This window comes from Actinomadura sp. HBU206391 (genome assembly GCF_014323665.1).
In the GTDB taxonomy this organism is placed as follows: Bacteria; Actinomycetota; Actinomycetes; order Streptosporangiales; family Streptosporangiaceae; genus Actinomadura_C.
Map to the genome: position 1 here is coordinate 1 of NZ_JABVEB010000090.1, position 23,933 is coordinate 23,933.

19 protein-coding genes are annotated in these 23,933 nt (G+C 67.4%); 9 read left to right on the forward strand and 10 right to left on the reverse strand.

Annotation, left to right across the window (positions count from 1 at the left end; genetic code table 11):
* A partial coding sequence (selA, locus tag HKK72_RS23105; protein ID WP_187236505.1) for an L-seryl-tRNA(Sec) selenium transferase occupies positions 1 to 854 on the reverse strand: 854 nt, incomplete at its 3' end.
* A 174-nt stretch (positions 855 to 1,028) separates the two neighbouring features.
* Between selA and HKK72_RS23110 the strand changes: the two genes are divergently transcribed.
* The 6 genes from HKK72_RS23110 (at position 1,029) to HKK72_RS23135 (ending at position 11,601) form a co-directional block, all read left to right on the forward strand.
* Entirely contained in the window at positions 1,029 to 2,519 is a 1,491-nt protein-coding gene (locus HKK72_RS23110; RefSeq protein ID WP_187236506.1) for an effector-associated domain 2-containing protein, read from the forward strand.
* 11 nt (positions 2,520 to 2,530) lie between these two features.
* Positions 2,531 to 3,499: a MoxR family ATPase gene (locus HKK72_RS23115; RefSeq protein ID WP_315987400.1), complete on the forward strand. Its 969-nt coding sequence runs from the start codon at positions 2,531 to 2,533 to the stop codon at positions 3,497 to 3,499.
* Positions 3,500 to 3,529: 30 nt separating this feature from the next.
* Positions 3,530 to 6,439 carry a GTPase domain-containing protein gene (locus tag HKK72_RS41250; protein ID WP_261987099.1) on the forward strand — a complete coding sequence of 970 codons (2,910 nt, stop codon included), beginning with the start codon at positions 3,530 to 3,532 and terminating at the stop codon, positions 6,437 to 6,439.
* A 2-nt stretch (positions 6,440 to 6,441) separates the two neighbouring features.
* Complete coding sequence (locus tag HKK72_RS23125; RefSeq protein WP_187236508.1) at positions 6,442 to 8,841, forward strand: GTPase-associated protein 1-related protein; 2,400 nt, start codon at positions 6,442 to 6,444, stop codon at positions 8,839 to 8,841.
* A gap of 62 nt (positions 8,842 to 8,903) precedes the next feature.
* On the forward strand, positions 8,904 to 10,421 hold the full coding sequence (locus HKK72_RS23130) for a TRAFAC clade GTPase domain-containing protein (RefSeq protein ID WP_187236509.1): 1,518 nt from the start codon (positions 8,904 to 8,906) through the stop codon (positions 10,419 to 10,421).
* A 127-nt stretch (positions 10,422 to 10,548) separates the two neighbouring features.
* Entirely contained in the window at positions 10,549 to 11,601 is a 1,053-nt protein-coding gene (locus HKK72_RS23135; RefSeq protein WP_187236510.1) for a trypsin-like peptidase domain-containing protein, read from the forward strand.
* A gap of 449 nt (positions 11,602 to 12,050) precedes the next feature.
* Here HKK72_RS23135 and HKK72_RS23140 read toward each other — a convergent pair whose 3' ends face one another.
* On the reverse strand, positions 12,051 to 13,748 hold the full coding sequence (locus tag HKK72_RS23140; RefSeq protein ID WP_187236511.1) for a DEAD/DEAH box helicase: 1,698 nt from the start codon (positions 13,746 to 13,748) through the stop codon (positions 12,051 to 12,053).
* Positions 13,749 to 14,046: 298 nt separating this feature from the next.
* Here HKK72_RS23140 and HKK72_RS23145 point away from each other — a divergent pair, with 298 nt between their 5' ends.
* Together HKK72_RS23145 and HKK72_RS23150 are read left to right on the forward strand one after the other, a co-directional pair.
* Positions 14,047 to 14,916, forward strand: a complete 870-nt coding sequence (locus tag HKK72_RS23145; RefSeq protein ID WP_187236512.1) for a neutral zinc metallopeptidase — start codon at positions 14,047 to 14,049, stop codon at positions 14,914 to 14,916.
* A 113-nt stretch (positions 14,917 to 15,029) separates the two neighbouring features.
* Positions 15,030 to 15,566, forward strand: a complete 537-nt coding sequence (locus HKK72_RS23150) for a GNAT family N-acetyltransferase (RefSeq protein WP_187236513.1) — start codon at positions 15,030 to 15,032, stop codon at positions 15,564 to 15,566.
* Positions 15,567 to 15,746: 180 nt separating this feature from the next.
* Here HKK72_RS23150 and HKK72_RS23155 read toward each other — a convergent pair whose 3' ends face one another.
* From HKK72_RS23155 to HKK72_RS23190, 8 genes are all read right to left on the reverse strand, one after another.
* The gene (locus HKK72_RS23155; protein WP_187236514.1) at positions 15,747 to 16,835 is read right to left on the reverse strand and encodes a CinY protein; all 1,089 of its coding nucleotides are present in this window, start codon (positions 16,833 to 16,835) and stop codon (positions 15,747 to 15,749) included.
* Positions 16,836 to 17,207: 372 nt separating this feature from the next.
* The gene (locus HKK72_RS23160) at positions 17,208 to 17,471 is read right to left on the reverse strand and encodes a hypothetical protein (RefSeq protein ID WP_187236515.1); all 264 of its coding nucleotides are present in this window, start codon (positions 17,469 to 17,471) and stop codon (positions 17,208 to 17,210) included.
* On the reverse strand, positions 17,435 to 17,626 hold the full coding sequence (locus HKK72_RS23165; protein WP_187236516.1) for a hypothetical protein: 192 nt from the start codon (positions 17,624 to 17,626) through the stop codon (positions 17,435 to 17,437). Before HKK72_RS23165 ends, HKK72_RS23160 begins: the two co-directional genes overlap by 37 nt.
* Positions 17,627 to 18,141: 515 nt before the next feature.
* Positions 18,142 to 18,570, reverse strand: a complete 429-nt coding sequence (locus HKK72_RS23170; protein WP_187236517.1) for a hypothetical protein — start codon at positions 18,568 to 18,570, stop codon at positions 18,142 to 18,144.
* On the reverse strand, positions 18,498 to 19,088 hold the full coding sequence (locus HKK72_RS23175) for a hypothetical protein (RefSeq protein WP_187236518.1): 591 nt from the start codon (positions 19,086 to 19,088) through the stop codon (positions 18,498 to 18,500). Before HKK72_RS23175 ends, HKK72_RS23170 begins: the two co-directional genes overlap by 73 nt.
* A gap of 20 nt (positions 19,089 to 19,108) precedes the next feature.
* On the reverse strand, positions 19,109 to 19,342 hold the full coding sequence (locus HKK72_RS23180) for a hypothetical protein (protein ID WP_222721029.1): 234 nt from the start codon (positions 19,340 to 19,342) through the stop codon (positions 19,109 to 19,111).
* 156 nt (positions 19,343 to 19,498) lie between these two features.
* Positions 19,499 to 20,686: a chorismate-binding protein gene (locus HKK72_RS23185; RefSeq protein WP_187236520.1), complete on the reverse strand. Its 1,188-nt coding sequence runs from the start codon at positions 20,684 to 20,686 to the stop codon at positions 19,499 to 19,501.
* Between the two features lie 475 nt (positions 20,687 to 21,161).
* Positions 21,162 to 22,289, reverse strand: coding sequence for a winged helix DNA-binding domain-containing protein (locus HKK72_RS23190; RefSeq protein ID WP_187236521.1), 1,128 nt, complete (start codon positions 22,287 to 22,289; stop codon positions 21,162 to 21,164).
* A 308-nt stretch (positions 22,290 to 22,597) separates the two neighbouring features.
* On the opposite strand from HKK72_RS23190, the gene HKK72_RS23195 reads away from it, so the two are divergent.
* Positions 22,598 to 23,806 (forward strand): Ig-like domain-containing protein, encoded by a 1,209-nt coding sequence (locus HKK72_RS23195; protein WP_187236522.1) that lies wholly within the window; start codon positions 22,598 to 22,600, stop codon positions 23,804 to 23,806.
* Positions 23,807 to 23,933: the final 127 nt, after the last annotated feature.

A 23,933-nucleotide genomic window follows, 5' to 3' on the forward strand; every position in this document is an offset into this window, starting at 1 on the left:
AGGCCGGCCTGCGGGCCGCCGAGCAGCTTGTCGCCGCTGGCGGTGACGAGATCGGCGCCGTCGCGCAGCGCGGTCGCCGCGTCGGGCTCGGCCGGCAGGCCGGCCTCGGGTCGCAGCAACCCCGAGCCGATGTCGAACACCACGGGGACGCCGAGCCCGGCGAGTTCCCGCACCGGGACGTCGGCGGTGAAGCCGACGACCTGGAAGTTGGACGGATGGACCTTGAGCACGAATCCGGTGTCGGGGCCTACCGCGGCCTCGAAGTCGCGCCGGAGCGTCCGATTGGTGGTGCCCACCTCGCGCACTCTGGCGCCGGTGGAGGCGAGCAGCTCCGGAATGCGGAACCCGTCACCGATCTCGACCAGTTCACCACGACTGATCACGATCTCGCGGCCCGCGGCGAGCGCCGTCGCGGCGAGAACCAGCGCGGCGGCGTTGTTGTTCACCACGTGCGCCGCCTCGGCCTCGGGACAGGCCCGGGAGAGGGCCGACAGCAGGCCACGACCGCGGCGGCCCCGCCGGCCGGTCTCGAGGTCGTACTCCACATCGGTGCAGCCGGCCGCGGCCACCAGCGCGTCGCGGGCGGCGGCCGACAGCGGGGCCCGGCCCAGGTTGGTGTGCAGCAGCACGCCGGTCGCGTTGATGACGGGCCGCAGCGAGGTCGCGTGGTCGGGCAGTGCAGCGACCGCCGCGTCGGCGACGTCCGCCGGGGCGATCTCGCCGCGGCGGGCCCGCTCGAGTGCCGTGACGACGGTGTCCTTCACGATCGCGCGGCCGAGCCGGTGCCGCGCGGCGACCAGCCGCTCGTCCGCGAGCACGGCGTCGGTGCGCGGAACGCTGCGTCGGGAATCCATGGCGTGACCACTTTATCCCGCCGTGAACGGCCGGATCCGACCGCCGCCGTCGCTCGCGAAGATGCCGGTGACATCCGACCTCCACCGGCCACATCCGGCCGCTTCGGCGAGCATCGCCAGAGGCCACCTACCTGAGCCGCACAATGAGCGTGGGGCTGACGGAAGGGACCATCGTTGAGCGCTTATGACGACCACTTCAAGCTGCTCCGGGAGCTCTTCTCCCAGATCCCCACGATGCAGAACCGGCTACGCCGGGACATGGTGATACGACACCTGCGCGACTGCGATCATCCCATCGATCCGCCACGGGACGCGGCGGACGTGGCCGACTGCCAGGCGCTGATAGGGGAATGCATCAGACATGCCGGTGCCCTTCGTGCCGCCCTGGAGGAAATCAGGTATCTGGGGGGTGCTTCCGAGCCACTGCACCTTGCCGAACAGGCGCTGAAGAAGGCGCTGCCGACCGACTTTTTCACCCTCCACGAACGATGGACGCTCGTGGATCGGATGCGCCGCCATCTCAGCGCGCGAACTCTTGCCGGTTACCACCAGCGGTTGATTTCGAACTCAATCGAGGCGACCGCCACCGATGCCGACGAGCTGTTAACGATTGCGGAAGAACAGCTGCTGCCGCCCGAAAACGGAACAGGGTCGCAACAGCTTCATCCACTCCTCATGCTCTTAGAACAGCTACGGATCGACGTCCCCGAGGTCCAGATCGTCGACGAGTTCACCGAGCGTGTCGCCGCGCGCATCAGCCGCAGGCAGCTTGAAGTGTTGATGAGGCGGCGGACGAATCCGGTGAGTGAGAAGGATCCCGCTTCTACGGATCACTCGCTCATCGTGCAGCTCGATCCGCGCGGCGTACGGCGCGATCGCTACCTCGTCACCGCATGGCTGTGGCGAGTCGAGGACGGTATCAACGCCGTTCAGCTGAACATCGGCGACCCAGACGAGACCCTCACCCTTGACGAGATCAAGGAGAATCTCGGGAAGCTCGTCAAGACGGCCCTCACCCATGTATTAGAACAAGACCGCGATGAAATGCTGGTCGAGTTCATCCTGCCGCGGGAGCTGCTCAACGAAGCCGTTCACGAATGGATGACCGAGCCGCCCAATCACCGGACCATGCTCGGGAGGCGCCGCATGGTCGTGATCCGCGACCTCGACCGTCTCCGCGATCCGGAGACCGAAGCCCAGTGGCGCGCCAAGTGGCGGTCGGTGGCCTACGGCGGCCGTCGGGACGCGTGTCCGGCGCTCTGGGTGGAGTGCGCGCTCACGCCTGAGGAGCAGACGCAACTGGAGGCGAAGCTCCTCACCGAGAATGAGATCGCGCTTGGCCTGTCATCGCGTCCGGGCGGCAAGGAATCACTGCTGGACATCGCCCTCGATGAGGGCATCCCCATTGCGGTATGGCGGCCCGTCAAGTGCGGCTCTCACGTTGAGCCGATGGACCCGTCCGGAGACGAACTGTGCGACGGCGCCCGATTCAAAGCTGAGCTGCACAGCCTGCTGGCCGGCGTGGACCTTCCCGAACTCCCCCAACGCATCCACGAAGCCCGCCGCCAGAGCCTTGTCACCGACGGACAATGGCGCCATCTGACCCTCCTTTGGGACGACCCGAACCATCTACCGCACAGACCCAGATTGAGCGCGCCTTACTGACGGAGGACACCGTGACCGACTGGCTCATCTATCGCGGCACCGGCGCTCAACACGACAGCATCGCGGAGTTGCCTCCAGCACCACCATGGCGCACATTCGGCAGGGATGCGACCGAGCGGAAACTCGGCCAGGCGTCCACCTACCAACCCAGCCAGAAGGAGATCGAACTCGTTAACGCGGCGCTCTATCTGCGGCGCCCACTGCTGGTCACCGGAAAACCCGGAACTGGAAAATCCACCCTGGCACACAGCGTCGCGCGTGAGCTCAAACTTGGATCCGTCCTCTATTGGCCCATCACCAGTCGCCTGACCCTTCATGACGGCCTTTACAAGTACGATGCGATAGCACGTCTGCAGGACACCAACCTCTGGAACGACACCCATGCGGGCGACCCACCGAAGATAGGGCGCTACCTGCGGCTCGGGCCGCTGGGCACCGCATTTCTGCCGAGCGATCGACCCCGGGTACTACTCATCGACGAACTCGACAAGAGCGACATCGACCTACCCAATGACCTGCTCACCATATTCGAGGAGGGAGAGTACGAGATCCCGGAGCTCGTGAGGCTGGCAGAAACCGAGCCCCAGGTCGAGGTCGCCGCATTCCGGGACCACGGCCGAGCAGTGATCGACGGAGGTGTCGTCCGGTGCAGAGAGTTCCCCCTGGTAGTGATCACCAGTAACGAAGAGCGTGATTTCCCCCCTGCATTCCTACGCCGTTGTCTGCAACTGAAGATTGCCCAGCCCGACCGGCAGCGGCTGGCCGACATCGTCCGGGCACATCTGGGGGACGAGGCCCTTGGCCAGAGCGAGGCGCTGATCGAGGAGTTCTTCGAGCGGCGCCGTAGCGCGGAGGGCGATCTGGCCACTGATCAGTTGCTGAACGCCATCTATCTGAGATTCAACAACGCTTGGCCGGGCGAACTCTCGCAATTGGCCGAGGTCATCATGAAGCAACTGCGCACAGGCGCCAACGGGTGACGAATGAGCCTACAGCGCTTCATCTCGCTCATGACCGTCCTCGATCTGGACCCTACCGAGGCCGATGTCCTCGACGTGCTATGGCTAGCGGAGCGGCTGGACGGATCTCCCGCGAGGATGGCCGCATCACCTCGAGGCGGACGCGCGAACAGTCTCGATGAGCCCGCGTCATCGGATGCGGCTTCGTCGGCAGCCGTCACCGGCGATGCCCGTCGCCGTGCGGTCGCGCCGCTGAAACCGGCGGAAACGCCACGCGGCAGCGCTGCCCGGCTCTACGGGCAACCGGCCTCTCGCTCGATCCCCCGGCACACCTCATCGGCCGCCAGCGTGCGCGTGCCCGCCGTGGAGGGAATCCCCCGCAAGTTCGAACTCGCCCGTGCCATGCGCCCACTGAAGCGAACCGTCCCCTCACAACATGAGTTCATCCTCGACGAGAACGCGACGGCCGACCGGATCGCGGAGGAACGCCATTGCGTCCCCGCATTGCGGTCGGCCCGGCGCCGGTGGTTGGAACTCGCCCTGCTGATAGACGGACACCGGTCCATGGCCCTTTGGCGGCAGCTCTCCGACGAGCTGAGCGTCCTGTTCGGACAGGTGGGCGCCTTCCGCGACATCAGAGTATGGACCATGGACCATCCATCGGACGCCCCCGGCCGACTGGGCATCCGACCGTACAGTTCATCCGGGCGTACCAATGTCCTGCGCAGCCCGAGCGAATTGCGCGATCCGCGCGGAGAGCGCGCGATCCTGCTCTTCAGCGACTGCACGGGGCCCGCCTGGCAGGTGGGCGCGGCCCATCAGGCACTGGCCGACTGGGCCCGCTACGGACCGGTCGCCGTCCTACAACCATTGCCCCAGCGGTTATGGCACCACTGCGCAGTACGTGTCGCCTCGGCACGTTTCCGGCCGACGGGCCCGGGGGTGCCAACCAGTCGGATGTGGTGGCACCGGTACGGCACGGTCCGCCAGAAGTCGCCCGACGTGATCCCGGTGCCGCTGTTGGAGTTGGACGCGGACTGGTTGGCGGCCTGGTCGCGACTCGTCGCAGCCTCCGGTTCCACCGGCGAGGACGGGATGGCGGTGCTGGTCGGTCCCGGTCAGGGGAAAGCGCTGCGGGCGCCCCCCGGCGCCGATGGGCTGTCCGCGCGGGAGCGAGTCCGGCAGTTCCGCGCCGGCGCGTCGGCTGAGGCCTTTGACCTTGCCCGCTACCTGTCGGCGGCGCCGATAAGCCTGCCCATCGCGCGGCTGATCCAGGAAGCCATGATGGACCGCCCCCGGGCGGCACAGGTGGCAGAGGTATTCCTTGGCGGACTGCTGCGGCGGGTCGGACCGGCGAGTAACGACCCGGACGAGTTCCAGTACGACTTCCTGTCCGGAGTCCGTGACGAACTGCTCAGCACCGTGCGAGCGTCCGAGGCACTGGCGGTTCTTCACAAGGTCTCGGAGGCGATCGGCATACGTGTGGGGCAGAGCCGTGACTTCCGTGCCCTGCTTGCCGGCGCGTCGATCACCGGAGACCACATTCTCACACCTGATAGCCGCCCCTTCGCCCTCGTGGCCGAGCATGTGCTGCGTAGACTCGGTGATCACTACGTCACGGGGGCCGACGAGCTGCGCGCCGCAATCACCGCGGAGCAGGAACCCAACGTGGGCGACACGCCGGTCGCCACAGCGTCACTCACAAAGGCGCCCGGCCCTGGCGGAGGCGGCACCGTACCAGCCGTGCCGTCGGGTCCGGGCAAAGTCGGCCCTCTGCTCATCAATATCCCTCAGCATCCTCTTGTCTGTCCCTACTGTTTCGAGTCCTTCCGGGACCGTGACATCTTGTTCCGCTGCTCAGGCCGACCGCCCAGCGCACGTCGGGCCGGCTGTGCCGCAGAACCGGACGAGGGCCTTCGTTCACGCACCGGCTTCTCCGGCTCCCTCCCCCCCGTCTTCACGGCCGACGCCCGGCGCGCCGACGCGCACTGTCCCCGCTGCGGTGTGGAGACCCGCCACCGCGTCTGCCCCTACTGCCACAGCACTCTGCCCGCCGGCTTCGGGCGACCGAAGATGCGGAACCGGCTGATCGCCCTCGTGGGCGCGCGGGAGAGCGGAAAGACCGTTTACATGACCGTCCTGGTCCACGAGCTACGCCACGGTGTCGGGAGTGTGCTCAATTCCGGAACCCGGGGCGCCGACGACACGACACGCATCCGTTTCAAGCAGGAGTACGAAGATCCACTCTACCGAGATTTTCAACTGCCGGCCTCCACTAGGCCAGCAGATCAGTTCGGACATGCTCCGCTCGTCTTCCGGTTCGAAACCGAACACCGTGCGCGATGGCGGCTGCGTAAGGAGGAGACATTGCTGTCCTTTTTCGACACCGCCGGCGAAGACTTCACCTCGGAACGCGGCTTCGAATGGATGGCACGCTATCTGACCGGTGCCGACGGCGTTCTGCTGCTGATCGACCCATTGCAGATGAGCGAGGCCCGCCGACAGGCCACGCCGGCAAGCAGGCTGCCCATCATTCCGCCGACCGGCCGAGGTCCAGTTGCCGTTCTGGATCACGTCACCAGTGTGCTGCTAGCCGAGGATTCCCCGGTGGAGAAGCCGGTTGCCGTGGCCTTCACCAAGATGGACACGCTATGGCACCAGCTTTCCCCGACCAGCCCACTACGGCGACCGACTCCGCATACCCCGACTTTCGACGAAGAGGACAGTTGGGACGTCCATGACCAGGTCAGAGGGCTGCTGTACTCCTGGGACGTGGGTGAGATCGACCGTACGATGGAGGAGAACTACCGTCGATGGCGTTACTTCGGCGTCTCCGCGCTGGGTGGGCCTCCCACGGCCGATAATCGTGTTCCTCCGCACGGTCCGCGGCCCAACCGCATCGCAGATCCGTTCCTCTGGCTGCTCAATGTGTTCGGGACCATCCCTAGCGGGAAGGGCTGACGATGGCGTTCCAGCAGCTCTACTACACCTCCTGCGAACGGGGACTATCCGGCTTTGCCGGCTTCCAGTTCAACGCAGTCACGCCCGGGATCTCCCCAGCTGTCATGGCAGAGGTCGAACAACTCACCGTATACGAGCCGCCTCTTCACCTGACGGCGGGATCCGGTCGGTATGAGCACTCCGATTATCCGGTCAACCTTCTACATGCCCGCATAGAGGGCACCGGGTCGATCATAATCGCCCGCGTCGCCTTCGTCGGCGAGGACTTCTCCCAGCGTTGGGGCAATTACTTCGCTCACACGCTGATGACGCACGATCCGCACTCGGACTTGGCAAACCGGCTACCCATCGAACTGTGGGAGGCGCCATTCTGGCGGTCGAAGCCGCACGATGAGCCGGAGCTGCCTCTCCTGCCGGGACCACCACAGCGAGGGCACCTATCCCGCCTGTCCGTAACCGACTTCATGGGGAGCCAACCGCACCTCCATCTACTCCCTCTGCTCCTGTCCGCGGCGCAGGAGGCGATCAGCGGCGGACCGCACAGCGTGCTGCTCGTCGGTCCCGATAGCACCACGATCGCGCACTGGATCGGGGCACTGTCGTACCTGCTCGGTGACGGCCTGGCCCGGCGAATGACGTTCAGCACCTATCACCGCAATCCGGATTATTGTCCGACACATATCGTGGGCGCTGTCGCGCCTACGGCATCGTCCGCGACCGTTTCGGCAACCCGTTTCCGGCTGTTCAACGTGGCCGAGGGCCAGACGGCTGCGACCGCTGAGGTCGCCGTGCATCCGGCGGCACCGCTGCTGGTCCGCACAGGAATAGAAGCCTCCGCCCGGCTGTGGCGGCGGGCCCGCATGCTGGCCGCCCGACTGGATCGCGCACCCGATTCTCTTGAGGACTGGTTCCCCCCGCTGGCGACGGCCGCCATGCTGCTCGACGAACGGCTGGACCCCGTGGAGTTGGACGCCGCGGTCTCCTGGTGCTCCGATCCGAACACCTGGGCTGCAGCGGGAGCCGACGATCTGGTCGACAAGCTACTGAGCCAGCCGCTGGAGTGCCTGCCCCCCGAGCGCCAACGGCAATTGATCGAGCTGATGGACGACGGCGGGCAACGGCATCGGATCGAGGAGGTGGAACTCAGTCTGGTCCGCGGTGCGATGGCGCAGAGCGGAAGTGGTACGGCCCCAGGTCAACTCACCAGGCTGACCAGCCCGCTCAGCCGCCGGATGGCCGCTCACACGGTCAGCGAAAGGCTCCGTACGGCCGACGCCGTGACCGCGGTCGATCTGCTGGCCTGGGCGGGAGCGGCAAGCGCACCCGTGTCAGGGGAGATCATCGAGAGTTGCACCCGCCGAACGATCGCCGATGCGATTCTGTCGGGACATCGCCTCGCGAATCTGGGCGACGCGGTACGTGCCTGGCCGGAGGTGCGCGGCGCATTGCTGGACCGATTCCAGCCGTGCACACCGGCTGAGCAGCTCGATGCCGTCAGAATGCTGCCGCTCCAGGCCTTCCACGATCAGGACTTGGATCGCCATCCGGAACTCGGGGAACGCTGGCTGCTCGACGCGGCCGATCGCGATGAGCTCACCGCAGCCACGGCATTGAGCCGTGTGCTACGACTCCGACGCGTAAGCCGACATGAACCGATTGTGGACGAGGAACTGCTACACCGATTGTGGTCCAAGGGTGAATGGAGTAGTGCCGACGCCATAGACGTCCTCGACGACGTCCCGCGTGAAGAACTGCGGAATGGCGTGCTGCTCCACTGGCTTCTGCGCACGATGACGCGGCCTCCGGACCTGGGCGTCGGCGGCCGCGAGTGGGTGCGTTTCCTGCAGATGCTCGTCAATTCCACCGCCCCTCCACTGCCGCATGAGTTTCTTCATCGGGCCACCCGCCTGCTCCACCTTTCACAGCGACTTTACAACGCCGCGCGCGCGCAGACACTGCCACCAGAACTATTCTTGGACTTCTACGAGTTGTACGAGTCGGGGAGCTCCGAAGAGCGATACGTAATTGCCCGATGGCTGCCTTTTGCCATGGCACGGGCGCACCCGTACGCCGCACAACTCGGAGAATGCCCTTGGCCCGTCTTTCAGGCGTTCTGCGCAGACGCGCTGGCGCGTTTGTCGACCGATGAGCCGGATTCGAACCTGGCTGGATGGCTGTTCGTCGCCATGCGCGATCTCATCCAGCGAGACCCCCGTAAAAGCAATCTGCTGGACAATGTTCTCGCGCGGACGCTTGCCACCTGGGGATACCGGGACGCCAGAACCGCAAAGGCCGCCGCGAACACCTATGCGCGAAACCAGGGCAGACCATTGGACCTGTGGTTGAAACAGCATCGCAGCGGGCCGGGAGACTCCTTGCTACGCAAGATACGACCGAAATGAGGTGAGTAAATATTTTCGATAGAATTCTTTATGCCTTCATCCTTGTCGTTATAGCGCTGGGGTTGCTGATCGGCATGGCCGTGGCCTTTACGGCGGCGCTTACCGTACTACTTCCCAGGGCTTATGTATCCGCGTTGATTGCGACGCTGTGGACACATCCATCACCGGCCCCGGATCTCCCGGCCGACGACTTGAATCCACACGGTGAACCACCGGACGACCGCCAGATATCCTGGCCAAGCTACTTCGCCGGCATGGTGTTCAACGACGCCCGACAGGTCGTCGAGACCGCCATCGACAACTATCGCGAGCAGACGAGCAGATATACGCAACGGATCAGTAATTGGATGAGCAAGGGTGACCAAGGCACCGGATTCGCAGTTACAGGTTCGGGCGCGGCCGTCGGTCTGCTGCTCGGCATAGCAGCTGGTTCGATCTTGCTTGCGCTGATCGCCGCAGCCCATGCCTTGGTGACGGCAGCGGTCTTCCTCACCGTACGAATGCTCGGCTTAGTGCTACGCGGCGTCGACTCCTTCTGCCATTTTATCTACGGCGTGACCTCTCTGTCCTGCCCGAACTGTGCACGCAAGGTGCTGCCTTATCCGAGCTATCGGTGTCCCACCTCCGGTTGTGGAGCCATGCATACCGATATCCGACCGGGACGGCTCGGTTTTGTACGCCGGGTATGTCGATGCGGGAACGAGCTCCCGACCACGATCTTCAACGGCGCCCACAAGTTGGACGCGTTCTGCCCACATTGCGGTCACGCGCTACCCCACGGCGTCGGTACCGCGCCTGAGATCGTTCTGGCTTTCGTAGGCGCGGCGGGCAGTGGCAAGACCAGGTTGATGTACGGAATGATCGAGAGCCTCCAGGAACTTGACGACGAGGGCGTCGAGGTCGAGTGCCTAGGGGACACGGCTGAACGACTGACCCAGATCAAGGCCTCGATCACGCACACCGGCAATACCGGCAAGACGCTCGTCACCACACGCCCAAAGGCCTACGGCCTCCGGTTGGGGATGCACGGCGGTGATCGGCTGCTGTATCTGTTCGACGCGGCAGGCGAGCAGAGCTACCGCACGGAGACCTCCAAGGATCTGGGCTACCTGGACAAGATGCGGATTCTGATATTGGTCATTGATCCGTTGGCAGCCGACTCATTGTGGTCATCGCTGCCTCCGGTCGAACGAGCACGGCTGGCGCGCCTGCGCTCAGAATCCCGCATGGAACTGGTTACCTTCGACCAGACGTACGAACAGTTGCAGAGCATGGGCGTGCGAGCCGGAAGCGTTCGACTGGCCCTGGTGGTGACGAAGGCCGATCTGCTCACGGTACGCGGTGAGACACCCGCGTACTGGCCGGAAGCGAAGCTGGAAGAGTGGGTCTCCACGCCGGACGGCTTGGACCTCGGGGATCTCGTACGCAGCGCACGGCGCTATTTCAAGGACGTCGAGTTTTTCTGCACGGCCGCGGTCACCGATGAGGAAGGCAACGTCCATCGCAGCGTAGCGGGACTCGTCCAAGTGCTTCTCGAACACGAGGGCGTCACCCTCCGGAGGCCGGCCCGTGCCGGATGAACTCTATCGCCTCGCCCGTAGGACCGTGCTGGTCATGACCCTGGCCACCGCCCCGGTTGTTCTCGTTCTCACGGTGATTCTCGTACTGGCCCTACTGGATTGACTGACATCGAAAGGGAAAACGCTAGTGGTCAAGTTGAGTGTGCAGCAACGACGGCGACTCCGCGAGATACTTGAGTCGATTTCCGAGATGAGTAGCCCGCAGGGCCGGCTACGGGTTCTGGAGAACGCGGGGCTGGGAGACCTGGCCGCGCGAATCGACCTGCACGGCGCGACTTCGCTCGCCGTGAGTTCCATCATCAGCGATCTGGCCGGACATGGCCGGGTCAGCCGCGAGAACGAGGCCCTCGGGCTCTTCCTCAATGAGGTCAAGGCCCTGACCGGCCTCGAGGACCAGCAATTCCTCGGCCAGTTGATGAATGAACACTCAATGATGGTGCCGGTCGCGAACACGCCACCAATGCAAGAATGGCTCGGCCGGTCCACCGATAGCCAGGTCGCAGAGAAGATCATCGGCGCCAATACCCTGCGGCCGGTAAATTTCCTGTCACGCGGTTTCGAGGTTTCCCATTCGGTAGGGCTGATCACAGTCCGCGGGCCGGAGGGCGCATGGTCTGGCACCGGCTTTCTTCTGACCCCTGATCTGCTGATAACAAATGCGCACGTGCTACCACAGATCGACCTGCTGTCGCGAACCGACGTCCGGTTCAACTACGAAGACGATCGATTTGGCAGGCCGTGCGAGGTCCGCAGCTATCAGCCGAAGCCGAACGGGATGTTCCACAATAACACAACGCTGGACTACGCGCTCGTAGAGCTCGATGGTCGCCCAGGGGATAAATGGGGATGGCTCCCTTACAATGAAGTAGATATGACCGTGGGCCAGCGTGTCAATATCATCCAGCATCCGGGCGGACGACCTAAGGAGGTCGCCATACAAAGCAATTTTGTCGAGTATATCGCCGATAACGTGGTGCAGTACATCACCGCAACTGAGCCAGGATCGTCCGGATCACCGGTATTCGACGACGACTGGCGAGTCTGCTCGGTGCACTGCCGAGGCGGGGACCTGGTCGAACCGGGCACCGGCAGGCCCGTCTTCCGCAACGAAGGCGTTCTGCTGTCCAGCGTTGTCGCCGATCTTCCCGCCGCTGTCCGAGCTCGGCTGAGCACCCAATGAGCCAGAGCCGTTCGGTGCGCCGCTCGTGCTCAGCCGACCCGCTGCTCCAGCAGGTGGAACAGCAGACCGACGAGGTCCTCCTCAGCTGGAGTCGTCGCCCAGTTTCGGTGGCACGACCGTGGGCATCGCCCCTTCGGCAGGGGACCCTGTGAACGCTCCTGTTCTCTGCGGCGACAGCTGGACGGCGATGGCGCCGGCGCTCACGAAGCGCCAGCACCATGGCGACGACAGATCATCTGCGTACCCTGATCGGCCGCGTACCGGATCCCCTTTTGGGAACTGATCCCGTCCCCGCCTCCGTACTCGAACCACCGCTTCGCGGCGGGTTCCCCGAAAGCGGGCATGACCCGGACCGAGACCATCTTCACGGCGGTGCGGGAAAGATCACGTCAGCGTCTCACGACCACCGTCAATACGAACACCTCGTGATCACGCAGTGAGCAGGTGCCCTACTTTCGCTTGTTCGGCGAGTCGCGTTCCCGGCGGACCCGCGCCTTCTTGCCCTTGATCGTGCTGCGTCGCAGGGCCGCGATCACCTCGTCCGCCGCCGACTCCGGAACCTCCGCCAGCGAGAAACGCTCGGCGATCTCGATCGCGCCGATGTCGCGGCCGGTCAGCCGCGACTCACCGGCTATCGCACCGACCAGGTCCTGTGGCCGGATCCCGGCGTTGCGCCCGACGCCGAAGAACAACCGTGTCATACCCTGTGCCGGGCCACGGCCGCGCGTGTCCGGGCGACCGGTGCCCCCGCGGCGGTCCCGTCCGTCCCGTCCGTCCCGTCCGGTCTTCTGGGCGATCTGCGGAATGTCCTCCTCATCGGTCGCCGCCTCGTTGGGCTCGTACGCCAGTTTCACCGCGGCGAGCGCCACCTCCATGACGTCGAACTCCTCGGCGAGCGGCTCGACCACGACCCGGAAACCCTCCAGGTCGTCCTCGATGAGGAGCTCGTGCAGCGCGGCGCGGGTCAGTTCCAGCCGCCGGGCGCGCAGGTCGGCGACGGTGGGGACCTTCTCCACCGTGATCCGGTGTTTCGTCACCCGCTCGATCGCCTTGAGCATCCGGTGCTCGCGCGGCTCCGCCAGGGTGATGGCGACGCCCTCACGACCGGCCCGCCCGACCCGGCCGATGCGGTGCACGTAGGAATCGGGCGCGGAGGGGACGTCGTAGTTGACGACGTGGGTGAGCTGCTCGACGTCGAGTCCGCGCGCGGCCACATCGGTGGCGATGAGCAGTTCCGCCGTCCCGCTGCGCAGCCGGCCCATCACCCGGTCGCGTTGCTCCTGGCTCATGCCACCGTGCAGTGCCTCGGCGCGGTAGCCGCGTCCGTTGAGGGTCTCGGTCAGCTGGTCGACCTCGTCGCGCGTGCGGCAGAAGACGATCGCGGCGGTGGGCGCCTCCAAGTCGAGCACGCGCCCGAGCGCCGCCGGCTTGTGCGCCCGCGCGACGACGTACGCGCTCTGCCGCACCAGCGGGGCCTCACCTGGCGCCGCTTCCTCACGGCCCATCTGGATCCGGACCGGATCACGGAGGTACCGGCCCGCGAGCCCTTTGATGCGGGGCGGCAACGTCGCGGAGAACAGCACGGTCTGCCGCTCGTCCGGGGTCGCCTGCAGGATCTCCTCGATGTCCTCGGCGAACCCCATGTCGAGCATCTCGTCCGCCTCGTCGAGCACGACCGTCCGCACCTCGTGCAGACGGAGCGTTCCACGGCCGATGTGGTCCAGTGCCCGTCCCGGCGTCGCGACCACGACGTCGACGCCGCGCTGGAGTGCCTTCAACTGCCAGCCGATCGGCTGGCCGCCGTAGATCGGCAGGACCCGTACGCCGAGGTCGCGGCCGTATCGGTGGAACGCCTGTGAGACCTGAACGGCCAGTTCCCGCGTGGGCACCAGGACCAGGGCCGCCGGCTCGGTGCCCCGGTCGTCTCCGGGCATCTGCTGCAGCATCGGCAGCGCGAACGCCGCCGTCTTGCCCGTCCCCGTCGCGGCCTGCCCGACCAGGTCCTTCCGCTCCAGCAACGGCGGAATCGCCTCGCGCTGGATCGGCGTGGGCTCCTCGTAACCCAGACCGGACAACGCCTGTAGAAGCTCAGGCCGCAGCTCCAGGTCCGCGAAGCTCGTCACACCGTCTGGCACGTTCGGATTCATCGTCGCCTCCTCGTCCCGAGACCCCTGCCTTCCAGGCTGACACCCCGGGTCCCACTGGTCTGTGCACCCCTCCTGAAGACCTTCGTCAAGGACCGGGCTGGACCAAGTCTCTCGCAGCACGCCGCTACCGATCGTCAGTGGGCGGTCGCCGAGGCCCGGATCACGTGCGGTTTATGCATGCTGTAGTGGTCTTTTGTAACCTTTTGAGGCACGGAAGGTCATGCTGGGAGGGCATGCAGGTGGTTTGATGCGGATTTCGTAGGGGATCGACCCGTCGTGCCAAGATCGGGAGGCTCCTGTGGACTTCGATGACGATGCTCGACTCGACGCGTCGCAGGTCGAGGACGCACGCGGTCTGCCGATCGGCGGCATGGCCCTCGGTGGCGGCACGATCGGCGTCATCGCTCTGATCGCCGCCTTGGTCTTCGACGTCGACCCCAGCCAGATCCTCGGCGGCGAGAGCGGCGAGAGCGGCAGCGCCCCGCCCGCGAACAGCCTCTCGTCCAAGTGCCGTACGGGCGCCGACGCCGACCAGTCTGAGGACTGCCGCATCGTCGGTGTGGTCAACAGCGTCCAGGCGTACTGGAAGCAGGAGTTCGCCGACAGCGGCCGCACCTACCCGGTCGCCCGCACCCGCCTGTTCAGCGGAGCGACGTCCACGGCCTGCGGTAACGCGACCTCGGCCGTCGGCCCCTTCTACTGCCCCGGTGACAAGCGGGTCTATCTCGATCTGGGATTCTTCGAGGAACTGCACGCCAAGTTCGGCGCCAAGGGCGGGCCGTTCGCGCAGGCGTACGTCGTCGCGCACGAGTACGGTCACCACGTCCAGGACGTGCTCGGCACCATGCGCAAGGTCGGCGACGACCGGCAGGGCGCCTCGAGCGCCTCCGTACGGCTGGAACTGCAGGCCGACTGCTATTCCGGGGTATGGGCCAAGCACGCCGTGCGGACCGGCTTCTTCAACAAGCCCTTCACCGACCGCGACATCGCGGAAGCGCTCGACGCCGCCCAGGCGGTGGGCGACGACCGCATCCAGGAGCGGGCGCGGGGCAGGGTCGATCCCGAGAGCTTCACGCATGGCACCGCCGAGCAGCGCAAGCGCTGGTTCTCCACCGGGTACGCCACCGGCGAGCCGTCCCGCTGCGAAACCTTCGCCGGGGGCATCTGAGCGCCGGGACAACGGCGCTCGGTCTACATGGGCTGAGGTCCGTCGAGCCGAGGTCCGAGCCGGCCCTGTCTTTGAACGTGTGCGGACGCGCGGACGGTGGCTATCGTGCCGCCATGGCAACCGATCAGATCGTCACGGTCCGACTCGGAACTCCGGCCGACGCCGAGGCCGTCCTGCCGATCCTTTACGCGGCGGACCTGGCGCGCGGCCGGCACGGCTTCCCGCGGGACCCCGACCGGGCGCGTCACAGGCTCACCGGTCCAGATGCCTTCTTCGTCGTGGCGGAGAACCGCGACGAGGGCGGCACGGTCGGCGATGCCACGGTCGGTCGTGGCGCCGTCGGTTTGGCCGTCGGGATGCACAGCCGCGAGGACGGCGGCGCCGGACGCGCGATCCCGGGGCTGTGCCACATCACAATGGTCGCCGTACAGCCCGGGTGGTGGGGCCAGGGCATCGGGAAACGGTTGATCTGGGCGCTGCTCTCCGAGCTCCGCACCCGTGGCTACGACCGCGCCCAGCTGTTCACGCAGGCCGACAACACCCGCGCCCAGCGTCTGTACATGGGCCTGGGATTCAGTCCCACCGGCGTGCTCGCCGTGTCCTATGAGGGCGAGGGCATCGTCCAATACCTCTTCGACGTTCACCGGTGACCCTCCGCATCCGGTGAGGAGCATGCGCCGCAGGTGCGGACACTCGGTCTGAACGCCCGTGACCGCGCCCGGTCACGGGCGCGGAGTGGCGAGAGGGGGAGGGCACGAGCGCACCCTCCCCCTCTCCGGTACGGCCGAAGCCGACCGGCCGAGCCGCCCACAACGGCTCGGCTCACCCGCTCACTCGCAGTCGCCCGTCTCCCACCACCAGAAGCCGACCGGGTAGTCGTGGGTGATAACACAGATGATCTTGTTCCCGCGGTCCTCACCGTAGCGTGCGATGATCTCCGCGCGCTGATCCGCCCACTGGCGGCGGGTGTCGTTGATCGCTCCGGTCACCGCGCGCTGCTCGTTGTCGAGGATCCTGCCGCGGTTCGTCGGGTTCTCATCAAGCGTCACGTTGCCGTTCTCGTCGATGATCGCGCGATCCTTGTTCAGCTCCTCGTCGTGCCGGATCCGGCCCGCGCAGTCCGAGCTCGGATAGCAGCCGGTCGACAGATCCTCGGGAACATCGCCGGCCCCGGGCATCGGGCTCCTGAACGCCAGCAGCGGGAACAGTCCCGTCCGCTTCAGGCCCACCGGGTTCTGGAGGCTCGTCGCCTTGGTCGGGTCTTCGCTGTCCGCCCAGTTCGAGTGGGCGTAGAAGTCCTGCACCCCGTGCAGGGCCCGGCCGAAGTAGTCCAGAACCCGGCATTTGGCCTGCCCGGCGGCACCGGGAGAGGCGTTGTCCTGGCAGTTGCTGGAACGTGAGGAATTCGAGTAGGAGATGTCCCCATCATCGTCCAGGATGCCGTTTCCGGCCTCTTGCGCGGCGCTGTGGAACCGGCCGCGCAGATGAGACACGCATTTGATCAGCGTGTCGCTCGCCTGCTGCCGGGTCCTGGGGTAATCGTCACCGCCGTTGGCCGGTGTGGCGAAGTCGGCGTTGTCGCAGTGGGCCGCCTCATCGTCGAGTTCGCCCGCCCAGCCGAGCCAGTGGTCCGGGCGGCCGACCCCGCCGAAGTAGCCGCGTACGCCCGCCAGGCCGGTCAGCGACTGCGGCTCGAAGCAACTGCCGTCGGACGGCCGTCCGGCCGGGCAACGCAGTGCCGCCCGGGTCACCTTCTCGTGTTCGCCGTGGCCTTCGGTGTACCAGTAGTACGTCGCGAAGGCCTCCGCCTTCTGTGGCGGCGTCACCGCCACGGCCAGGCCGGCGACCGCGATCAGAGCCGCCGCGATCGCCAGGATTCGGAAGTACGTTCCTCTCGAGTGAAGTCTCCCCCGTGCCATACAAGCCCCTCGTCTTGGTGTTTCCGGTGTCGCGCGCCGACGCTTTCATCGGCTCCGGCAAATCCCCCTGAACCATCTGGTTGCACCATCCGCTGGACGGTTCGGGCCGATCATAAAACGGCCAATGGGCCGGCGAGAGGCGGTGGGCCGCGGGGAATGCGGCGCCGGCGGGGCGATGACCACTGCACCATACGGTCACCCTGCGGTAACGCGGTAACGCCGTGTTCGCCAAGATCGACGACATTGACCGCAATCGGTCAATGTCAGTGTTACCAGATCTTACGAAGCTCGTCAGAATCCGGGTAATGACGGGCGATGGGTTTTCCGATCACCAATCGATGCCCTCAAAGGGGTGCTGACGCGGAAGTGATGTCAATCGCCGATCTGCGTCATGGTGACGCCGTCGTCTCCGGCCACGGCGATGCGGCCGTCGACGGTCACGGCGAGATCGTTGACGACGCCCAGGCCGTCGATGGTCGTGATCCGGCGACGGGTGGTGAGGTCCCACGCGGTGATGACATCGTCGGCATGGCCGGCGGCGAGGATCGGGGCTCCGGAGAGCATGCCGAAGGCCAGGGCATCGGCCTTGCCGACGTCGGTCACGTCCAGCGCGCCTGACGGCATGCCGTCGGGCACGGTATCCACGGTATGCCTGCCGTGCTCGCGACCAGTCTTCGATCCCACACCGTCACGTCGCCGGCGAACTCGTTCGAGACCAGGCCGACGAGGAGCGGACGCCCGCCGTCGGCGATCACCGAGAGGTAGCCGACCGTGATGCCGTATGGGTTCACCGAGTGGTTCCCAGGTCACCAGATCCCAGATTCTGACGGCCCGGTCTTCGCTGTCATCGCTGAACGAGATGGCGACCGGACGGCCATCGAGCACCGTGGCGGTGAGCGACACGACGCGATCGGTGTGCCCGACACATGGTCCGCCGACCGGACGCCCGTCGGCGGCGTCGAACACCCGGACCGCGTGGTCCTCCCCGCCCGACACGATGACGTGCCGCCCGTCGACCGTGGTGGTCGTGACGACGCCGACCGAGCCGTGTTCACGGACACGCCGGACGCGCCGCCATCGCCGCCCGGCGGGTGACGGTGGCCCATGCCGCCCCGGCCGGGGCGGCATGGGCCGTCCTGCGGTAGGGCTCTGCGCGGAAGGGCCCTGCGCCGCTTCGGCCGTCGCCCGTACAGGGGCGTCTCACGGCTAGCCGATGCGGCCAACGCGTCGAGTCGTACATCCACCACGGCGACGCCGAGATCGGTGCAGATCGCCAGGCCACCGCCCGGCAGCATGGTCAGGTCGTTCACGGCGGCGCCCACCGGGATCCGTTCCCCGCAGACGGCGTGGACCTCAGGATGTCCTCATCAACGATCCACAGTCGTACGGTCCCGTCATCGCCACCCGAGGCGAGGACGGTGCGCCCGGCCGCGGCGGTGACGGCCATCGCCCGCACCGTCCCCCGGTGGCCGGTCAGCGGCGGCACGCCGATCTCCGCGCCGGTGCGCGGATCCCAAAGGCGCACCACGCCGTCGGCGCCGCCGGAGACAAGTGCCACACGCCCCCCGGCCATCGGAAGTGCGGTGAGCGCCGTGACCTGGCCGTCGTGGTCGGCCAACGGCGGGCCGAACTGTTCGCAGGCGAGCGGATCCCACAACCGGATCACGCCTTCCTCGTCGCCGGACGCCAGCACCGTCCGCCCGTCGGCCAGCGCCACCGCCGCCAGTGCGGACACGTCGGCCCGGTGGCCGGTTCAGGGAGAACGGCGTGCGATCGCCCCGCCATCGCGGCCACAGACGGCGTCCGGCGGCGGCGCCGGCAGGTCCACGTCGAGTCCAGCTCTGCCGAACGCCCGTAGTCCGTACCGCTGTGCCGGAGAGCCGCCTCCCGCAGCAGGTCCCGGCTCGCCGCCACGCCGTGGGCGGCCGCCGGCCGCTCGGCGCGACCTCGGTAGTGCACGGGCAGGTGGCGCAGCAGATAGGGCTCGGCCCCGGCCCATCCCCGCCGGGTGCCCAGCGCCAGCAGCGCCGTCATGATCCGGCGGTGCCCCTCCCGCCGGTCGGCGGGTGCCCCTGGTGGAGACACGTGCACGAGGATGTCCGGGCGCGCGAGCCCGCACGTGCCCCTCTCTTCGTCAAGCGTGAGGTACGGCTCCGCCTCCCGTAGTGCCTCGGCGACACCGGTGTCGGTGATCTCCGGCCCCGCCGAGAGGGCTTCGGCGACGGCGGGCCAGACAGGTCCGGCGATCGGCACTCCCTCGCCGAGTGCGAAGCTCAGCGCGTACAGCAGCCGTACGACCCGCGCCGGCGCGCCACCGCTCCCGCCACGCCCAAGGGATCGCGCGCGGATTCGAGCCGTTCGACCGCGAGGGTCACAACGCCACCGTCCCGGTTGCGCACGCGTTCGAGCACGTCGGTCATCCGGCCGACGGGCGCCGCGGGGCCGAACGCCGCAGCGAGCCGGAGCGCGCAGTCGCGGACCGACGACCCGGCCGCGTCCAGCGACACCCGGACATCGTCTGGCACCCGCGCCCGTGGAGCCGAGACCGCCGAGCCACCGAAGAGCTCCGAATGCGACATCTGCCCGATCTGCCCAGGCTGCGCGCAGCGACATTCGCCAACGTCGATGCGCCGGGCTCACGGTGGCCGCCTTCATCGGCTGCGTCAGGCTTGGCGATCCACTCCGAGGGCGGTCAGCAACGTGCGCAGTCTGGCCGAGGTGTCGGCCAACTCGGTGTCGGGATCCGTGCCCGCCACGACATGGGTTCCGGTGAACAACCGCATCTGGTCCGCGCCGATCTCGGCGCAGGCGCCGGCGACGACCCATTCACCGTCGCCCGAGGCGTCGCACCAGCCGACGGCACTCCGATGGAAGTTGCGGCCGAACGGCCCGGTCGGCTCCACCACCCGTCCGTCGGCGGAGCCGCCTCGGCCCGGTGGAGCCGGGCGCAGCGCCGTCGCCAGCGCCAGGGACGACACCGTGGGATCGATGAGGCGACCGCTCAACCGGGTCGACAGGTGCCACCTGGTCGGAGTGCAGATCAGCGAAGGCTGACCCGGGACGTCGAGTTCGCCGCAGTGCGGGGTCAGCGCGGCCGCGGCGGCGTCCACCGTCAGAGCGTGCCGGCGCCGGCCGACGGCCGAGCCGATCAGGGCGGCGGCGAGGCGACGGTCCGTCGCGGGGTCGGCGCCACGTCCTGTCGAGTCCCCGAGCGCCTGCACCAGGATCCGGTCACCCGTACGCCGGACCAGCGGCACGGGACCGGACCCGAGCAGCGTGCGGTTCACCGGCAGGTCCGTCGCGTACAGATGGGCGCAGGGGTCATTGCGGCCGAGATTGCGGAGCAACTCCCGCTGGTCGGTTCCGGTCAACCCGGCCAGATGCAGAGCCCGGGTGAGCGTGATCTCGTCGAGTTCACCGGCGTCCAGGCGGGTCAGAGCGCTCTCGATGCCCGCGCGAAACGCCGCCGGGCCGGGGACGTCACGGATCGCGGCGTGTGCGACCGGGATCCGGTTCGGGGGCGGGCCGGGCCGCAGCGGTGCCGCCCAGTGGACCCGAGCGGGGATGACCAACCAGGTCGGCATTCCGGGATCGAGCGGGAGGGTGCCGACGATGACGGGACGCGGGTGCCCGGCCGCTTCGGCGTCACGTAGCGCCTGCGCGGCGCGGCCCGGCAGCGTGCCGCGGTCGCCCGCCGGTATCGCGGCGAACACGCCCTGGGCCAGCAAGGTGTAGCGCGCGGACGCGAAGAAGAAGCAGTCGCCCGGGGAGTAGCGGTCCAGCAGTCCCGCCGCCGGGTCGGCGGTGACCCCGGCGTGGGCGCGGGCGATCTCGAGCGTGGAGGCGGTCACCGGCGGCCGGCCGGAACCTGCTCTACGACGATGCGGCGCGTGCGCGGCCGGGCCGCTTCCGATCCGGCTCCGACGCGAGATCGGAATACCGCGGCAGCCGTATCCTCTGGAGCGCCGACGCTCGCCCGCACCTTCTCCGGAAGCAACCACGGCGACTCCTCTAAGGTTAGCCTTACCTAATCACCTTATTGTCGACCGTCCGCACCCTGAACTGTCAAGGGGGCGCCGGAACATCAGGGTGTTATGAGGGTCGGCGGCAGGCCGAAGGCCGCGAAGGGTTCCGAGACGAACACCGTGACCTCGGCCACCGCTCCCCGCTCGACCCGGAGGGACGACGAGCGAGCAGTGTCAGCGCCCAGCCGCGGCCGGCGAGTGTGCGTACCGGCCGATCAATCGGCATGGCCGGCATCCTTCGCTCATGGACGCGGGACACCGCCGTACGGTGCCGCCCCAACGAACGCTGAACCGACCCGCGTCAGGCGTGCGGCCACGGACCGGGTACGACCCGTACGTCGTGGGCGTCGGCGTCGGCCGCCGCGAAGGCGAGCATCCGGGCGGCCTCCCCGGTCAGCGCGTCGATGTCGCCGGGCGAGAGCCGGCCGTACGGGCGGATGGTCAGGACGGCGGTGCCGCCATCGCGCGTGACCTTCCAGTCCCCGCCGGTGAACCCGTCGAGGAGCACGATGTTGGGCATGGGGCCGTGCCTGCCGTACCTCTGCTCGTGATAGGCCTCGGTGATGAATCGGCCGCGGTCGGCGTGGGAGAGCAGCAGGTTGTCGAAGTCGTACAGCAGACGCGGCGGGGCGGGAACGTCGGCATCGGGGCGCGGCGCGTCGGGCAGATCGAACAGCTCGCGGCCCTCCTCGTCGACGAACTCCGCGAGCCGTGGCCGGAGCCGATCGACGACCTCGCGCAGCCGGGTCAGACCCGACCACGTCTGTACGTCCTTCACGGTGGCGGGGCCGAAGGCGCCCAGGTAACGCAGGACCAACTCGTCGATCGAAGGCTCGCGGGCGAGTGGACGGCCGAGCCAGGCCTCGGCGCTGGTGTGCGCGATGGCCCCGCTGGATCCCCACACGCCCCGCGGCGGAACCTGGACGAGCGGAACCCATGCGCGGACGGCGTGGGCGAGCGATTCAGGTGACCGGCCGGCCCAGCCCGCCCCCTCCTGTTCGGCCAGCAGCCGGCCGAGCCGCGTGGGGGTCATCGGCCGCTCCTCGACCAGTGCCCGGCCGGCCGCGGTGAGCTTCTCGCGGTCGAGTCCGAGGAGGTCCTTGCCGAAGTTTCCCCGCATGCCGCGCTCGATGACGGGCTGCACCAGCGGGCGCAGGTACAGGCAGTCGCGGGCCGTGACCAGGTGGATGGTCGAGCGCATGAGCGCGATGCGCACCAACTGCCGCCGCGCGAGCAGGTCGGCGACATCCTCGGGACGGATGCCGTCCAGCCGGGCGGCCAGCCCCAGGTACCAGGTGTGGGGCGTCTGGGCCTGCAGGCCGACCAGGTGCTCCACCGCTTCGAGCACGGGCAGCTTCGAGCGGCTCATCAGCAGTTGCCGCGCCAGTGTCGCGCGGCCCAGCGCACGGCGGGTCAGTCGTGTCTCCATGCCGTCCCTCCCTCCCCGACGTGATCGTCATTCGTCGGGCTCGGGCCGAACACTATGAGCGATAGCGGTCAGATTCCGGCCGCAATCCACCGTGTGGACACATGACCTCGTGGTTTCCCGGTGGTGTCCTCTGCCGGCCGGGCGCGGCGAGCTGAGCCTGACGAATTCCTTGGCATTTGTGGGAACTAAACCCGATAGATCACCGTCAGCTAGCACAAGGGCCAGATTCGTATGCCCTCTCGACCAACTGCAGACCGACTCCGACCCGGCATCGCGGCCCGGTCGGGGCTGCCCCGAAGGTGGGACAATTGCGCGTCGGCAAGCGTGTGGAACGTGTTCGCCATCGTGCGGCCGGCGGCCTGCTGGTCCTCGCGTTGCTGGTCACTACGGCGTGCCAGGGTTCGGACGCCCCCTCGGGATCCGGCGGCAAGACGGGTAAGAACAAGGCGGCCGCCGCGCAGGTCTCCATCACGCCGGCGAACGGGGCCACGAAGGTGCGCCCCGACGGGGCCGTGGTGGTCAAGGTGACCGGCGGCAGGCTCGACACGGTGAGCGTCAAGGCCGGGAAGAAGAACGTCCCGGGCACCTTCAACGCCGAGCGCACAGAGTGGCGGTCCTCATGGACGCTCTCACCGTCCACCAAGCACTCCGTGACCGCGACCGCGAAGAACCCCGACGGCATCGCCGCGCAGGGCACCAGCGGCTTCAAGACGCTGACGCCCAGTCAGACGATCTCGACCTCGCTGGACTGGATCCTGGAGAGCAACAGGGGCAAGAAGTACGGCGTCGGCATGCCGATCATCCTGAACTTCAGCCGGGCGGTCTTCAACAAGGAGGCCGTCGAGAAGGCTCTGGAGGTCAAGGCGCAGAAGCCGGTCGAGGGCGCCTGGCGATGGGTCGGCGACCAGCAGGTGGTCTATCGGCCGAAGACCTACTGGCGCGCCAACCAGAAGGTCCGGCTCACCGCCCATCTGTCCGGGGTACGGGCCGCCAAGAACGTCTACGCCCTCAAGGACTTCAACCGCACGTTCCAGATCGGCAGATCGCGGATCAGCAAGGTCAATCTGAAGACGCACAAGATGACCGTCAAGATCGACGGCAAGAAGGCGCGGACGGTCCCGATCAGCGCCGGCAACGGCAGCACGCTGGAGTACACGACCACCAGCGGGGTGCACCTGACGATGGAGAAGGGCAACCCCGTCCGGATGATCGCGCCGGGCCGTAAGAAGGGCGACCCCGGCTACTACGACGAACTGATCGGGTACGCGGTGCGCATCTCCAACAGCGGGGAGTACCTCCACCAGACCGCAGGCGACTACTACTGCCTGGGACGGGCCAACTGCAGCCACGGCTGCGTCCGGCAGCCGGCCAAGGACGCCATCTGGTTCTACCGCACGGTGCAGCCCGGCGACGTCGTGGACATCACGGGTTCGCGGCGCAAGCTGAGCTGGGACAACGGGTGGTCGTTCTGGCAGATGCCGTGGAAGACCTGGAAGAAGGGCAGCGCCCTCAGCTAGCCCTGAGCCGGCGCCGGCGGATCCTCACCACCTCACCGCGGGTTCTCATCGAGACCCCGCCCGGGCCTCGCACGGATCTGTGCCACTCAGATCCGGGTCATTCAGATCCGGGTCAGCCGGTGGGCAG

Excerpts from the sequence above, each read along its gene's own strand:
- HKK72_RS23140 (WP_187236511.1), bottom strand. The coding sequence starts at position 13,748 with ATGAATCCGAACGTGCCAGACGGTGTGACGAGCTTCGCGGACCTGGAG.
- HKK72_RS41250 (WP_261987099.1), top strand. The coding sequence starts at position 3,530 with ATGACCGTCCTCGATCTGGACCCTACCGAGGCCGATGTCCTCGACGTG.
- HKK72_RS23190 (WP_187236521.1), bottom strand. The coding sequence starts at position 22,289 with ATGGAGACACGACTGACCCGCCGTGCGCTGGGCCGCGCGACACTGGCG.
- HKK72_RS23155 (WP_187236514.1), bottom strand. The coding sequence starts at position 16,835 with ATGGCACGGGGGAGACTTCACTCGAGAGGAACGTACTTCCGAATCCTG.
- HKK72_RS23150 (WP_187236513.1), top strand. The coding sequence starts at position 15,030 with ATGGCAACCGATCAGATCGTCACGGTCCGACTCGGAACTCCGGCCGAC.
- HKK72_RS23125 (WP_187236508.1), top strand. The coding sequence starts at position 6,442 with ATGGCGTTCCAGCAGCTCTACTACACCTCCTGCGAACGGGGACTATCC.